This is a genomic window from Haladaptatus pallidirubidus (assembly GCF_020700235.1).
Classification (GTDB): Archaea; Halobacteriota; Halobacteria; order Halobacteriales; family Haladaptataceae; genus Haladaptatus; species Haladaptatus pallidirubidus.
The window spans coordinates 3,430,807-3,444,020 of record NZ_CP085301.1 but is presented as its reverse complement, the minus strand read 5'-3'; the positions used below and the strand labels follow the sequence as shown (position 1 = coordinate 3,444,020).

Below are 13,214 nucleotides of genomic sequence, written 5' to 3'. Positions count from 1 at the left end.
ATGGAGAAAAGCAGACGCGCCTTCCTTTTCACCCTCGGCACCGCCTCAGTCGGTGGAACCGCCGTACTCGGTGGTTGCGCCGGGGACGGTCCACAGGACGCGAAAGCCGACTCGACAGGAACTGCCGGAACGAGTCAACATGGGACGAAGACGACTGTCCGGAGCGATGGAAAGCCTAACCTGATCGTTACGACCTCGGCGATTCGCGCCGGGACGGAACAGGAAACGACGGTTTATGAGGACGAAGACGACTGTCCGGAGCGATGGAAAGCCTAACCTGATCGTTACGACCTCGGCGATTCGCGCCGGGACGGAACAGGAAACGACGGTTTATGAAATTCAATCGAAGCAATCCGGACCGACCGCGTTCGTTATCGGCGGAATGCACGGCAACGAGGAGAGCGGTTACTGGGCGGCCCGCGACATTCGGGAATGGGAAATCGACGCCGGAACGCTCGTCGTTCTCCCGGAGGCGAACGCACAAGCGGTGGAACAGGAGCGTCGAAAGTGGCCGAAAGGGATGGATTTAAATCGGCAGTTTCCGATCGGCAAACCGCCGAAAAACGCGCTCGCGCAGGGAATTTGGGACGTAATCGGTCAACACAACCCGGACGTGGTGATGGATCTCCACAGTTCGAAGGGAATTTTAGAGCGCGAAAACGACGAAGGCGTCGGTCAGAACGTCTTCCGGTCGAGCCACGAGAAGATAATCCGGAGCAATCAGACCGCCATCGAACTGCTGAACGACGAGTACGTAACCGGCTACGACCCGATTTACGACTTCGTTCACACCTTCGCGGACGAGACGGAGTACGCGACCGCGCCGATGTTGATGAACAAAACGCGACTGGACAGAAACATCCCGTCGTGTCTGTTCGAAGTCACGCAGGATGGCGTCGAATCGGAAAAGCGCGCGCGATGGACGAAGGCGTTCGTCTCCAGTATGCTCGATACGTGGGGAATTCGGGCGCTCCGGATGAACGAATAGGCGTATTTTCCCAGCCGTTCCTCCGGCGTTTCGACTCGCCAACTAGAATACGATATGAATGCGGACGGCCGGAGTTGCCCGGCGTTCCGGGTCGGGGAATCCCGGTTGCCTCCTCCACCCCGCGATCCTACGAGCGACAGCTGTTCGATGGTCCGCTGCTCACTTCCGTGCCTGACGGATTGCCACCGACTAACTGCGACGAAACACCCCTGCGAGTGTTCGACGCAGACCGCTGGCCCCGCAGGACGAGGCTTCTGCGTTGGCTTCCGGGGCCCGACCCGGTCTGACCGGACGAGTCCGGAGTTCGGTTCCCGCTCAAGACCACAGCGCGGGCAAGGAGCAGGGCCTAACTGCTCAACCTAGTCCACTTCCAACTAACCGACACCACCTTAAGGACCTTTCGGGTCCCGCGTCGCATTCGGATTCCGTCGAGAGATTAATTTTATCCGACAGTTGCGATAGCGATGACGTTCGAAACGACGACTAACAGTCCGATAATGAGGTAAACCAAGCTTCCGAGCCGAAACGTCTGCCGTGAGTACTGCGTCCATCCCGAAAGGACGACCAACAGAACAACGGTGAGAATTTTGATGAAAACCAGGCCAATCAATCCCATCTCCCTCAGTAGATGCGCAACGAAGGGATTGCCCTCCTGCAAACCGAGTTCGAGTCCCACTCCGGTCGTAGCTACGTCGCCGAGCATCACGCCGAGAACGGCGACTAACAGCGGCAAGGAGACGTGTGACCACAGTTGGTAGTCATCTGGTGGCACACTCCTCCTCCGCCGTCACAGCACTTTGTTATAGGGAGACTGTCGGTGAGTAACAACTCGCTGTACGACGAAAACGGGAGACTACAGCACACTTCTAGCGTACCAACCCGCACTTATCGGGACGGCGAGCGTGACGAGCGCGAACGCCCAGCGGTGTCCCGAGAGCGAGTCCATCCGTGCCGCCTCCACGAGCGTATCCGCCGGAGTCACGACCGCCCACCAGAGCGTAATGACGGCCATGAACGCCCCGAGAACGAGCGCAACGCCAGCGACGGTTGCGGGGTCGCTCCGGTTTTTCAGTCCGGAGCCGAACGCGATGATTGCCACGAGTGCGAAGAACGTATCGAGGAGGTGGACGGGAACCGGAATCGTCCCGTAGTAGGCACCGACTGCCGTCGCGGGGGCGAGAAAGTACGGAAGCGAGAGGAGCAAAAGCACTACCAGGCACGACACGATTCCGACTTTCGGCGCGAGTCGCTTGCTCATGTGCGAAGTCACTCACCGAACTGAGTTAAACGCCGCGTTTGAGTCGGAAAAATCACATTACTTCAGAACGAACGACCGAATATGGGACTCGGAAGCACGGCCAAGAAGATCCAGAAAGTAGCAGACACCGCCGAAAAACTGTACGCCAAACTCAACGAACTGCGCGAGCAAGTCATCGCCATTCGCGATTCGCTGGAGGCGACGGACGAGCGCGTCCAGAAACTCGAAGTCGAAAACGCGGAACAGAAAGCCCTCATCGAGGCGCTGGCGCACGAACAGGGTATCGACGTCGAATCGATTCTGGAGGACGTGGAACCGCCGGAAGATGTCGAAGAGGACGTTGCCAAGGACGAAACTGAAGACGGCGCGACCGACGAAACCCCGGAAGCGAACACATAACAACGACTAACAGTCCGGCCTTCCTTTTCTCGCGCATGACGACACATCGGGAACCGCTCGATTCGGTACTGGACACCGTCGGGCAAACGCCGCTCGTCCGCGTGCAGAACGCGCCCGACGAGGTGCCTGTGTACGCGAAGTTGGAGTCGTTCAACCCCGGCGCGAGCGTCAAAGACCGCATCGGGAAGTACATGCTCGAACAGATGCTCGAATCCGGTGATCTCACCCCCGGCGGAACGGTCATCGAACCGACCGCCGGAAACACCGGCATCGGCTTCGCGCTCGCCGCGGGGCAACTCGACGTGAACGCCGCGTTCGTCGTCCCCGAACGGTTCAGCGTCGAGAAACAACAGCTCATGCGCGCGCTCGGCGCAGAAGTCATCAACACGCCGACCGAGGATGGGATGGGCGGCGCAATCGAGCGCGCCCACCAACTCGCCAAGGAGACTGAGAACGCGGTGGTTCCACAGCAGTTCGGAAATCCGCTGAACGTCGAAGCTCACTACGAAACCACCGCTCCGGAAATGTACGAGGCGTTGGACGGGAAGGTCGGCGCGGTCGTCGCGGGGTGTGGCACCGCCGGAACCCTGATGGGGATGGCAAAGTACGCCCGTGAACAGAATCCGGACACGTACGTCGCCGCCGTCGAACCCGAGGGGTCGCTCTACTCGCGAACAGTGGGTGCGGACGTGGAAGAAGAGGAGTACAAAATCGAAGGTATCGGAACCCACGACCCGACGACGAACGAACTGTTCGACCCCGACCTCGTGGACGAAATCGTGCAGGTGCCGGATCAAACCGCCCACGACGAACTGAAACGTCTCGCGCGCGAGGAAGGCCATCTGGTCGCCTCAAGCTCGGGCGCGGCGAGCGTCGCGGCCCGACAAGTCGCGGAGAAGATTCAGAACGGGGAAATCGACGCCCCGTACGATTCGGTCGTCACCGTCTTCCCCGACCCCAGCGAGCGATACCTCTCGAAGGGAATTTATCGTTCGTTCGCGGAATGGGACGGATAGGGGTACTCGCGGAAGTCCACCGTTTCAGCGCTGTGGTATCGACGTTCGAAAGCAAAAACACCTTCCGCGAATATCCGTTCTCATATATAGCAAAATTACAAAAATACTAATGACCATCCGTCCGTATTCTTTACGCTAGTCGTCCTGCTCTCGGTCGGCGGTTTTCGACAGGCGCACGGACAACCGTAGAGACGAACCATGTCACGCACCAACCAGAACAGTGCTATCGACGAGGGCGAATCGATACATCGAGAATACATTCTGAATATCAGAATCGTCAGGGTACAGCCCCCGGGCGAGGATGGGCCGCAGTATCGGTTCGACGCACCGGAACACATCGAAGTTCTCTTTGATACCCCCGAACTGGCGGAGCTGTACGCTGATATTTATTTCGACGTTAACGGGTTCGAAGAGGCTGGGACGGGCGAACGCGGCGTCCCACCGGAGATAATCCAAGCGGGTCGGGATACGCTGGCCGCCTACTTTCTCACTCAACCGTACTCGGACATCAACTGGGTCGCTTCGTTTTACGGCAAAAAACCCACGGAAATCGAACGGTATGTGGCTTCGGTTCGGAAACGCGCCCAAGAGATACGCGAGGGAGCCGAAGAAATCGGGATGGAGTAAGACCCGCTTATTTTCCTGACCAATACTATCGCGGTTTCGGACGGTTCGTGCCGATTAGCGTACCACGTCGTGCTGCTTGTCCGGCACCACATCATTCCGTGATAATCGTTCAAGATATGATACAACGTAGTACGCTATAGAACGATGAAATCTACGTTCTCTTCTTTGAAAGTCCGCTTGTTCGTCGCTGGGAGCAAAATTCCGAAAACACACGTATGCGCTCGAATATAAAATAATATCATTTCGATCGGTACATAGATATCGTACATTTTGCAACAAAGATATATATCATATATCCATATTATAAATTTACATATGATCGGCGTGTATTCACATGCTTGCATGGTCGAGTTCAGCCGACGTAATCTGATGGCGACATCCGTGGCCGCCGCCTTAGGCGCGAGCGTTCCCGCGAACGTTACCGGAATCGAGAGTACAGAACCTCCCGAGGATGACGACACGCCTCGTGCACCCTACGTGAAGGGTGATCTCAAGCGTTTTTCATCGACTGCGTTCGGTGCGGAAGTCACCGGGCCGTTCGTGTTCGAGGACGGAACACCGCTGTACAGTCTCCAACATCCGAGCCGGGACAATCCCGCACCGTACGACAAATCTGGAATCGGCTACTTCAGCGGGTTCCAGTTCTCGATGGGCGGGAACAACGACGACTTCGACGAGCTATCGACTCCCCAAACGAACGAAGAACAGGGAATGATCCGGAGCGCGGGCGGAGAGTACGTCTTTCTCGCGCAGGAAGAAGACCGCATCAACGGTGGCACCGAACGCCTCGGTGTCGTCCAGACGCCCGACGGGCGAGACATCACTCAGGATACCTTCGCGGGAACCCAATACGGGGACGCCGCCTACAATCCGGACTGCAACGAGTTCGTCGCCACTAACGACGAGGAGACCGAGGGGTATCTATTTACGAACTGGGAAAACAGCCCCGGAAATATCTCGCGCATACCGATCAACCAGGACGAAGACGGCGAGTGGAGCGCCGATTTGGAGTCCGCTATCAACCTTGCCAACGCCGAACCCCTGCGCGACCTTGGCGGTACGCGAATCAACTGTTACGGCGACCTCTCACCGTGGAACACGATGATTTCGTCTGAGGAGAACTACGCCCATACCCGCGTTTCCCTCACTGCGACGGTGGACGACATCGTGGAGCAAGGAACCGGGAAAAACCTCCTCGGTGCCGGTCAGTTCTGGAATCGTCCCAATCCGAACGAGATTCAGGAGGCTATCGACGAATACTACGGCGACGAATCGTGGGCCGTGCAGGGCTACTGGGCGCTGACGGGACTCGAATTCCTCGCCTACTACCTCGGTGCGGAGCCGACTGACCAAACGTCGAGTCCGGTCGACCAATCCGCCGAAGACGAAACTAACACGACCGAACCGATTGGCGACGTCTACCCCAACCCGTACCGCTACGGCTACCACGTCGATGTCCGGGAACCGACCGCAGAAACGCCACAGCCGGTCAAATACTACGTCATGGGTCGAGCCGCGTGGGAAGCACCCGACGTACAGGGCGACCTGAAGACGGTGTACGGTTGTTCCGACGGCGACAGCAAGGGCATCTACAAGTTCGTCGCCGACAAGCCGATTCCCGACTTCTGTGACCCGATGGACACCGCTGGAACGCTGTACGCGCCGAAAGTGACCAACGAAGAAGCCGCGAAGAAGAATCCACCTGCCGACGTTACTCTCGAATTTGAGTGGCTAAAACTCGGCCACGCCACGAACCGGGAAGTCGAGGAATGGATCGCCGAGTACGACGACGTCACGCAGGTAGACTACCTCGAAACCCACGCCGACACCGACTGGGAAGAGAACCTCGATGCGGCGCTCGAAGAGGCCGACAAGGAAGTCGTCGAGAACGGAAACCGAAACTACATCACGAACGAAGAAATCCTCGCGTGGGCGGAGCAGTACGAAAGCGAGGGGCCGGACGGCGTGGACGACGAACTCCGCAAAGTTCCGTTCCTCGAAACCCGCGCCGCCGCCAAAGAAATCGGCGCGACCATCGAGTTCAACAAGGCGGAAGGAGTCGACAGCGTCGATGGCGCGCAACCCGACGATTACGTCTACTTCGCGATTTCGGAACTCAACGACGCTATGGCAGACACGTTGGGCGACGTTCGACTCGACCGCGTGGACGGCGGCGTCGTCTACCGTGCCGAACTCGAAGACGACTACAACGTCTCGACGCTCGAACCCGTCATCGTCGGCCCGGACGCGAGCGACCCCGCCGACGTGGCGGACGACGCGCTCATCAACGTCGACAACGTCTACGTGATGGACGACGGTCGCGTCCTCTGCTGTGAGGATGCGGACAAATTCGGTCGGTCGTACAGCAACGATTGCCTGTACGTCTACGACCCCGAAACGGACGATGACCGCGGCCACGGGAACGACGAGGGTGACGACGAAGACAACCCCGGCAAAGGAGAGGACAACCCTGGTAACGGAAACGAAAATCCCGGTAATGGAAACGCGAACAGCTAGGGATCTCTTACAGAGCCGTTAGCTTCGTTTTACTTTCCGCCCCGAACCGTGTGAGTCGTCTCTTTTTGAGAATTTGTCGCCCGTTTGCGGAAGGGGCTTCGCGCCTCGATTCAGTTCCAATCGAGCCCACATTCTCCGCTAGAAAAGTAGATTCCTATTCCATCAATCGTTGGTGTTCGACTTTCATACAGTGGTCTTGCACTACCCGCTTTCCGGCGTCTTCCGCTCGCTTCGCGGCCTCGTCGTCTCGAATCCCCAACTGCGTCCACACGACGCCCGCATCGTCGCGTTCGATGGCGTTGTCCACGATGTCGCTTACTTCCTCGCTCGGGCGGAACACGTCCACGATGTCGATTTTCTCGTCCACGTCGGTGAGGGTGTCGTAGGCAGTTCGGCCGAAAATCTCGTCCGCGAACGGGTTGACCGGGATAACGTCGTAGCCGTTCTCACGGAGGTATTTTGGAATTTCGTGGGCATCCTTTCCCGGCGTCGAGGAACAGCCGACGACGGCCACAGTGTCGAGTTCGAGGATGTCACGAAGTTCGTCATCGCTTTCGACTGGCATGGAAGAACTGACGCCGTGAACGTGGAAAAGAATTTGGCTCGAAGCAGGGTTCGACGACCGACGCGGTTCGATAGCCAATATAGCTCGGTGACCAGTACGGCGTCTACAACGACTGCCAGCCGGCGGTTTTGCCGACGCCTTTTACTCTGAGTTCAGATTCGTCTCCTTCGGCTTCCCGAACTTCGATTTCGCCGTCGAACAACTGCCGGAGCGTACTCATCGTTTGATTGTCGTGGGCCGTCGAGTCGACGATGAACAACCCGAGGGCTTCCGCGCTCTGGACGCGCCCGGTGAAGACGTGCAGAAATCGAAAGACGGTTTGGAGGTTCGAATACATGAGAAGCGTCGAAAGCGAGTCGAACGCGATTCGGTTCGCTCGCACACCCGAGTCGTAAAATTACTGAAGAAATTCTGACAATTTGATGCCGATACCGGTCATATCGACCGGCGAGGACGCGAACTCGACACCATCGACTCGACGCGCGGACATCCCCCGTTGCTTCGAGACGCAATCGACGATGCCGACGGGTGACGAAGCGGTTTCGAGGCGCGATTCGTACTCCTTGAGGGCGTGTTTGCCGCTATCTTTCGTCGTCACGATAATCGCGCCGTCGCCATCGTTGCCACCGTATGCAAGGGAGTCGAGCGCGAGATTCTTCTTTCCAGTCATCGGAGAACCCGAAATGAGCAGGTTCGTTCCCGGGTCGACTTCCAACTCCGAGAACGAATTGCCTAACGTATACATCATGACACCTCACAGCAGCGTAATGGACAGAGAAGAGCACTAATGCCGTGTCTCTTTTCTCCTCCAGTCTTATCTGGGATTAATATATTGGAGTCTACTTATATTCTTTTTGATTGCTGATGGATCAGTTCGGTCGTTAGTCACGCCAATACGGCGACTCGGCCGACAACAAACGCAATTGCGGCGAGAAACATTCCGTATTTTAGATATTTTTGCCCCGCCGTCGGATTATCGACGCTCCCGTACACTGCATAGAGCATGAGAGCGTCCGCCGGGAGGACGACCGCGAGATACGGAAGCCCAAACGTACCCCACACGTACGGCAGTGGACTCGCCAGCACGGCAATTACGAGAAACACGGCTCCGACACCGATTGCGGGTCGCGCACCGATTGCCAACGGGAGCGTGTTCAATCCTTCCTCGCGGTCGCCGGCCATGTCCTCCACGTCTTTGATGATTTCGCGCGTGAACGTCGAGAGTCCCGCCAGCACGAAGAGGATGAACGCGGCGTGATTCCCTGCATCCGACCCGAGTGGAACCGCAGAACTTCCTGCATCGGCCGCGACTGCGACGCTCCCGAAAAGGAACGTACTCCCGCCAAGATACGCCACGACCGCATTTCCGACTCCCGGTAGTCCCTTAAACAGTTTCGTGTAGGCGACGAGCGCGAGGAGGTTTATCGCCGCGATGGCGATTGCGAGCAGGGGAAGCACGAGCACCGAAACGACCGCCCCCGCGAACAGTAGTCCGCTGAAGAACAAGGCACCGCGCGGTGAGACCGCGCCGCGTGGAATCGGTCGCTCCGGCGCGTTGATGCGGTCGATTTCTCGGTCGAAGTAGTCGTTGATCGCGTTTCCCGCACCGGTCGCTAACCACGTCGCCAGCACCGCCCCGGCGACCTGTACCGGTTTTGCGTCGGTAAAGACACCCCCCGCGACGAACGCGCCGATAAACGTCAGCACTCCCGCCGCGAACGTGTTTCCCGGGCGCGTGAGTTCGAACAGTCCTTTCGCACGCCCGTCAGTAGCCATACGGCGTCGTACTCGGCGCACCCGGTATAAATGGATTGGATGTGATTTTCGCGACTCGAAACCACGACGCTTAAAAGGTACCACACAATAGATGTGGGTACAGGGCGCTTAGCTCAGTCTGGACAGAGTGCTTGGCTTCGGACCAAGCTGCCACGGGTTCAAATCCTGTAGCGCCCATCTTTCTGCGACAAACGAAGGTGAGGAACGGAAGATGCCGCACGAAGGTTTATAACAGTGTTCAGTCGCCAATAGGAAGTGGACTACCACGAGGTTGATGCCGACGATTTTGGTTCGGCTTCGTCTAAGGAATCGCGTAAAATTCCGTTAGTCGCCGGCGTTCGCATATGCCAAGACGGAACGCTTGGTCACAGCACCGTAACGGCTCTGCTACGAAGATACGAAACTGCGGGTACAAAACTGGGCGGGACACCCGACTACTATTCGCCCCCGGCTAAACCGAAAACGAGTGTTCAGTAATCGTACCCTGACTCGGTGTGGCGACGGTCGGTGACGTCACTACCGATACGAAAATACCGGACGCGACTAAGCGACCGACGGGCGGTTCGCTTAGTCGCTGGCAATCTGCTGCTCGTCGAACCGTTCACCGACCTGCGATAGTTCGTCGAGTGCGGACTCCTCCTCGCGGAGGGTTTCCTCCAGGAGATTGGCGGCCTCGTCGTAGCCGAGTTTGCCGGCTAACGACGTGAGGTTGCCGTAGGCGGCGATTTCGTAGTGTTCGGTTTTCTGCCCGACTTCGATGTTGTAGCGATCGAGCACGTCGCCGTCGTTTTCTTGTGCGAACTGCTCGTGTTCGTCGATGAGCGCGTCCACGACCTGCTCGTCTTTGGTCTGGACCGACTCACCGATTTGTTCGAACACCTGCTCCAGTCGGTTGACGTGCTCTTGCGTCTCGTCGCGGTGTTCAGAGAACGCCTGACTGGCGTCTTCGTTGTTCGTCTGCTCGGCGAGCGTTTCCAGTGCGTCGACGAGTTGTTGCTCGGTGTAGTACAGTTCTTGAAGGCCGTTGACGAGGAGTTGTTCGATCGAGTCAGTTGTCATGGTATCTCGTCTGTTCTTTTGTTCGCAGAGTCAATGAGCGGCGAGGCTACATTTGCAGGCTGCCTAAAACAGGGGCGAGAATCCCGGCCCGCGGCGGAAGACTAGCTGGATGCCTGCCGCGTTGCTCCGAGTTGGAGCCTGCGCTCCGATGGCGTTTGGCCGCTCTCTTTTCGTCGGCGGAGGGCGAACCACTGTCGCGCCATGAGTTCGACGTTCGAAACCGAGTTCGAGGACGCGCTCGCGACAGTTCCAACCGAACAGTTCGACAGATCGCGCTTCGTCCCGTCGGTCGGCCCGTTCGACGCCGATGTGATGTTGGTCGGCGAGGCTCCCGGAAAACAAGAAGTCGCACAGGGCGAACCGTTCGTCGGCCGTGCTGGCGGGCGACTGAACAGCGCGCTGGAGTCTATCGGCGCGAGTCGAAACGACTTGTACATCACCAATCTGGTAAAAGTTCGACCGCCGGAGAATCGGAGTCCCCGACGAACCGAAATCGATGCGTGGTGGCCAGTGATGGAAGCCGAAATCGAGCGCGTGAGTCCGTCGGTCATCGTCCCACTCGGAAGTTTCGCCACGCGTGAAATACTCGACACGGACGAGAACGTCTCGGACGTTCACGGGCAGACGTTCGAGTTCGATGAGTACGATGTCGTACCGACGTACCATCCGGCGGCGACCTTCTACGACGACAGCAAGGAGGGGGAGATGGAGCGGGATTTGAAGGCCGTGTTCGAGCGAGCGTAGAACCGGTGGAGAGGTGGTCGAATAAAAATCCCTTGTCGGATTCGAATCCAACCATCACTTCTAACTAAATCCCAGTTGACTCCCGCGCATGGATGCGCATCTCCGACGCGCTCGGGAGAAAATCCGACGAGCCAGCGATCGCGCCGACGGTGAGGTTCAACAGAACTTGCTCTCGCTCGACGAAGGTTTGGAGGAACTCACAGAGGGTGGAAAGACCGAAGGTACGGGGGAACCCGCCGACGAAGCGGAGCGGTTCAAACATATCGAAGAGAAACTTCGAGGATTGATAGACGAAACCGACGACGAGACGAAGACAGTGTTGCGGGATGCGCGAGATGAGTTGGACGCGTATCGACAGCGCGATTTGGCGTGAGTCGAACCCGCCGATAAATCGGGAAAGTATGTCGCCCATCAGTCGGGCGTTTCGTACGATTCGAGCGTCAGGGCGGTCGGGTCGAGGGTGTAGTAACGTTCCCAGACCGGTGCGAGACTCACGACGCGACAGCCGCGGATTTCGGCTTCTCGATGGCGGTGGTGGTGCCCGACGAGACAGAGGTCAGGGTCGGTCGCGTCGAGCAACTCGTTGATATGCTCACAGCCGGGGTCGTAGCCGTAGGACAGCAGACCCGTCGGCGCTTCGTGCGTCAACAGCACGTCCACGCCCTCGATACCGGCGAGTCGTTCGACATCGGTGCGCGTGAAGTGACGTCGGCGGTCGCCTTCGAGTTCGCTTCGTGGCAGGTCGTACTGCGTCGGCGCGTGATTTCCGGACAGTCCCGCGACGCGAAGCCCCTCCAGTTCGACCGACGTACTGGCCAACAGGTGCGCGTTGATCACGTCGGAGCGTTCCGCGTCGTGTCGAATGGCGTCGATAACGTCGAAATCTTCGTTGTTTCCGGCGACGAACCACGTTTCGACCGGGAGGTCGTACCACTCTAGGTCGCCGAGCTGACACGCAACTTCGGCATTCGCGGCATCGTACGCGCTCAGGAGGGCTGTTCGGCGGTTCGGGTCGGCGGCGTGCGCATCGCCGAGTATCAGCATCGTCGTGGGTTTGGGCGATTGGTTGTGTGTCTCATCCTTTCGAACGCACCATCCTGAAGAGTACGTACAGTACGGTCACAACGACTGCAGCACCGCCGACCTTCGCGCCGGACAGCGACCGGCGCTGGGCGAGTTCGGTGTAGAGACTGGACTCGGAAACGCGCCTCTCGTTGTCCCCTCGCCCTTCGAGGCTTCCGACCGGTTCGTCGACGATGTTTTGCTCGCGGGGTTGTGGCTGCCCGTTTCGGCGCTGTAACTTGAAAAACAGCTTCTCCATAATCGTATCCGTGATGCTCGGCGCGTAGTGGCCGAGCATCGACATGCCCTTCGCACCGCCGCCGACGAACACGTCGCGCTCCGGGTGTTCCGCGGCGTTCAGGATTGCGCGTGCAACCGTCTCTGGGGCGTAGACGGGAGGCGGAAGCGTCGCGTCTTCGTCCATGTAATTTTTCGCGTGCCGTGGATACGGCGTGTCGATAGCCGCGGGTTTGACGAGCGTCACCGAGACGGGTGCGTCGTCTTCCTCTAACTCCATACGCAGGGAATCCGTGAACCCTTTGACGGCGTGCTTGGAGGCCGAGTAGCTTCCCTGCAGAGGGATGGCGCGGTCGGACGCGACGCTCCCGACGTTGATTATCGCACCACCGCGCTCCTTCAGGTGGTCTGCGGCTTCGAGCGATCCGTACAGCAGCCCCCAGACGTTCGTTTCGAACTGCTCACGCATGTCTTCGACCGGCGTCTCCTCCAGCGCTCCGTAGAGGAAGGTGCCCGCACAGTTGACCCACGTGTCGAACCCACCGTAGCTGTCCGTTGCCACATCCGCTATTTTTCTGACGTCGTCTCGGTTGCTCACGTCGGCGACGACGAACACCGCTTCGCCGCCGTTTTCGGTGATTTCCTCTGTCAATTCCTCCAACGCATCCTCGCTTCGAGCAGCAACGACCAGCCGCGCCCCTCCGTCAGCGGCCCTCCGTGCGGTCGTTAACCCGATTCCTGACGAGGCACCGGTTATCACGATTACTTGCTCTGCAAGCGGTTTTAAGTTCATATTCATGACAAGTCATCTCGTACCCGGTATCGCGCCGGAAATCACGTAACACGAATACCGCACCAACGTCCCTAAAGACAGTGGCAGGCTTTGCGGCGGCGAGGCAGTCGGATAACGCTGCTGGAATGTGGGCCGATCGAATCGTCCGCCGGGCACAAAATACATTGCCTTGT

At 58.4% G+C, this 13,214-nt stretch carries 14 protein-coding genes, 1 tRNA gene, 1 other RNA gene and 2 pseudogenes; 9 read left to right on the top strand and 9 right to left on the bottom strand.

Going from position 1 to position 13,214, the window contains the following annotated elements; translation table 11 throughout:
* Both LIX15_RS18630 and LIX15_RS18625 read left to right on the top strand, forming a co-directional pair.
* On the top strand, positions 1–276 hold the full coding sequence (locus LIX15_RS18630) for a hypothetical protein (RefSeq protein ID WP_227774951.1): 276 nt from the start codon (positions 1–3) through the stop codon (positions 274–276).
* Positions 236–988 (top strand): succinylglutamate desuccinylase/aspartoacylase family protein, encoded by a 753-nt coding sequence (locus LIX15_RS18625; RefSeq protein WP_227774950.1) that lies wholly within the window; start codon positions 236–238, stop codon positions 986–988. Before LIX15_RS18630 ends, LIX15_RS18625 begins: the two co-directional genes overlap by 41 nt.
* A gap of 58 nt (positions 989–1,046) precedes the next feature.
* On the opposite strand, the gene ffs is transcribed toward LIX15_RS18625, so the two are convergent.
* The 3 genes from ffs to LIX15_RS18610 form a co-directional block, all read right to left on the bottom strand.
* Positions 1,047–1,358, bottom strand: an RNA gene (gene ffs / locus LIX15_RS18620) — signal recognition particle sRNA.
* 72 nt (positions 1,359–1,430) lie between these two features.
* Entirely contained in the window at positions 1,431–1,760 is a 330-nt protein-coding gene (locus LIX15_RS18615; protein ID WP_227774949.1) for a DUF5658 family protein, read from the bottom strand.
* Positions 1,761–1,841: 81 nt separating this feature from the next.
* Positions 1,842–2,246: a DUF7548 family protein gene (locus LIX15_RS18610; protein WP_227774947.1), complete on the bottom strand. Its 405-nt coding sequence runs from the start codon at positions 2,244–2,246 to the stop codon at positions 1,842–1,844.
* Positions 2,247–2,327: 81 nt separating this feature from the next.
* Between LIX15_RS18610 and LIX15_RS18605 the strand changes: the two genes are divergently transcribed.
* The 4 genes from LIX15_RS18605 (at position 2,328) to LIX15_RS18590 (ending at position 6,805) form a co-directional block, all read left to right on the top strand.
* A complete protein-coding gene (locus LIX15_RS18605) occupies positions 2,328–2,645 on the top strand; it encodes a DUF5798 family protein (RefSeq protein ID WP_227774945.1) in 318 nt (105 codons plus the stop codon).
* A gap of 35 nt (positions 2,646–2,680) precedes the next feature.
* Positions 2,681–3,661 (top strand): PLP-dependent cysteine synthase family protein, encoded by a 981-nt coding sequence (locus tag LIX15_RS18600; RefSeq protein ID WP_227774944.1) that lies wholly within the window; start codon positions 2,681–2,683, stop codon positions 3,659–3,661.
* 198 nt (positions 3,662–3,859) lie between these two features.
* Positions 3,860–4,288, top strand: a complete 429-nt coding sequence (locus tag LIX15_RS18595) for a hypothetical protein (RefSeq protein ID WP_227774942.1) — start codon at positions 3,860–3,862, stop codon at positions 4,286–4,288.
* Between the two features lie 342 nt (positions 4,289–4,630).
* Positions 4,631–6,805, top strand: a complete 2,175-nt coding sequence (locus LIX15_RS18590) for an alkaline phosphatase PhoX (RefSeq protein ID WP_227774940.1) — start codon at positions 4,631–4,633, stop codon at positions 6,803–6,805.
* Between the two features lie 154 nt (positions 6,806–6,959).
* Here the strand turns inward: LIX15_RS18590 and LIX15_RS18585 are convergent, their stop codons facing one another.
* The 3 genes and pseudogenes from LIX15_RS18585 to LIX15_RS18570 all read right to left on the bottom strand — a co-directional run bounded on the left by LIX15_RS18585 (position 6,960) and on the right by LIX15_RS18570 (position 9,146).
* A complete protein-coding gene (locus LIX15_RS18585) occupies positions 6,960–7,370 on the bottom strand; it encodes a CoA-binding protein (RefSeq protein ID WP_227774938.1) in 411 nt (136 codons plus the stop codon).
* Positions 7,371–7,473: 103 nt separating this feature from the next.
* Positions 7,474–8,115, bottom strand: a pseudogene (locus tag LIX15_RS33290) (RAD55 family ATPase).
* A gap of 140 nt (positions 8,116–8,255) precedes the next feature.
* A complete protein-coding gene (locus LIX15_RS18570; protein WP_227774932.1) occupies positions 8,256–9,146 on the bottom strand; it encodes a geranylgeranylglycerol-phosphate geranylgeranyltransferase in 891 nt (296 codons plus the stop codon).
* Between the two features lie 102 nt (positions 9,147–9,248).
* On the opposite strand from LIX15_RS18570, the gene LIX15_RS18565 reads away from it, so the two are divergent.
* A tRNA-Arg gene (locus LIX15_RS18565) sits at positions 9,249–9,323 on the top strand.
* A 390-nt stretch (positions 9,324–9,713) separates the two neighbouring features.
* Here the strand turns inward: LIX15_RS18565 and LIX15_RS18560 are convergent.
* Positions 9,714–10,205, bottom strand: a complete 492-nt coding sequence (locus LIX15_RS18560; protein ID WP_227774930.1) for a YciE/YciF ferroxidase family protein — start codon at positions 10,203–10,205, stop codon at positions 9,714–9,716.
* A gap of 201 nt (positions 10,206–10,406) precedes the next feature.
* On the opposite strand from LIX15_RS18560, the gene LIX15_RS18555 reads away from it, so the two are divergent.
* Both LIX15_RS18555 and LIX15_RS18550 read left to right on the top strand, forming a co-directional pair.
* The gene (locus LIX15_RS18555) at positions 10,407–10,949 is read left to right on the top strand and encodes a uracil-DNA glycosylase (RefSeq protein WP_227774929.1); all 543 of its coding nucleotides are present in this window, start codon (positions 10,407–10,409) and stop codon (positions 10,947–10,949) included.
* An 88-nt stretch (positions 10,950–11,037) separates the two neighbouring features.
* Positions 11,038–11,322 carry a DUF7553 family protein gene (locus LIX15_RS18550; protein WP_227774927.1) on the top strand — a complete coding sequence of 95 codons (285 nt, stop codon included), beginning with the start codon at positions 11,038–11,040 and terminating at the stop codon, positions 11,320–11,322.
* A 38-nt stretch (positions 11,323–11,360) separates the two neighbouring features.
* Here LIX15_RS18550 and LIX15_RS18545 read toward each other — a convergent pair.
* Together LIX15_RS18545 and LIX15_RS18540 are read right to left on the bottom strand one after the other, a co-directional pair.
* Positions 11,361–12,002, bottom strand: a pseudogene (locus LIX15_RS18545) (metallophosphoesterase family protein); the annotation flags it as partial.
* 22 nt (positions 12,003–12,024) lie between these two features.
* Positions 12,025–13,047, bottom strand: coding sequence for an SDR family oxidoreductase (locus tag LIX15_RS18540; protein WP_227774924.1), 1,023 nt, complete (start codon positions 13,045–13,047; stop codon positions 12,025–12,027).
* Between the last annotated feature and the right edge of the window lie 167 nt (positions 13,048–13,214).

Excerpts from the sequence above, each read along its gene's own strand:
- LIX15_RS18630 (WP_227774951.1), top strand. The coding sequence starts at position 1 with ATGGAGAAAAGCAGACGCGCCTTCCTTTTCACCCTCGGCACCGCCTCA.
- LIX15_RS18625 (WP_227774950.1), top strand. The coding sequence starts at position 236 with ATGAGGACGAAGACGACTGTCCGGAGCGATGGAAAGCCTAACCTGATC.
- LIX15_RS18610 (WP_227774947.1), bottom strand. The coding sequence starts at position 2,246 with ATGAGCAAGCGACTCGCGCCGAAAGTCGGAATCGTGTCGTGCCTGGTA.
- LIX15_RS18605 (WP_227774945.1), top strand. The coding sequence starts at position 2,328 with ATGGGACTCGGAAGCACGGCCAAGAAGATCCAGAAAGTAGCAGACACC.
- LIX15_RS18600 (WP_227774944.1), top strand. The coding sequence starts at position 2,681 with ATGACGACACATCGGGAACCGCTCGATTCGGTACTGGACACCGTCGGG.
- LIX15_RS18595 (WP_227774942.1), top strand. The coding sequence starts at position 3,860 with ATGTCACGCACCAACCAGAACAGTGCTATCGACGAGGGCGAATCGATA.
- LIX15_RS18590 (WP_227774940.1), top strand. The coding sequence starts at position 4,631 with ATGGTCGAGTTCAGCCGACGTAATCTGATGGCGACATCCGTGGCCGCC.
- LIX15_RS18585 (WP_227774938.1), bottom strand. The coding sequence starts at position 7,370 with ATGCCAGTCGAAAGCGATGACGAACTTCGTGACATCCTCGAACTCGAC.
- LIX15_RS18570 (WP_227774932.1), bottom strand. The coding sequence starts at position 9,146 with ATGGCTACTGACGGGCGTGCGAAAGGACTGTTCGAACTCACGCGCCCG.
- LIX15_RS18560 (WP_227774930.1), bottom strand. The coding sequence starts at position 10,205 with ATGACAACTGACTCGATCGAACAACTCCTCGTCAACGGCCTTCAAGAA.
- LIX15_RS18555 (WP_227774929.1), top strand. The coding sequence starts at position 10,407 with ATGAGTTCGACGTTCGAAACCGAGTTCGAGGACGCGCTCGCGACAGTT.
- LIX15_RS18550 (WP_227774927.1), top strand. The coding sequence starts at position 11,038 with ATGGATGCGCATCTCCGACGCGCTCGGGAGAAAATCCGACGAGCCAGC.
- LIX15_RS18540 (WP_227774924.1), bottom strand. The coding sequence starts at position 13,047 with ATGAATATGAACTTAAAACCGCTTGCAGAGCAAGTAATCGTGATAACC.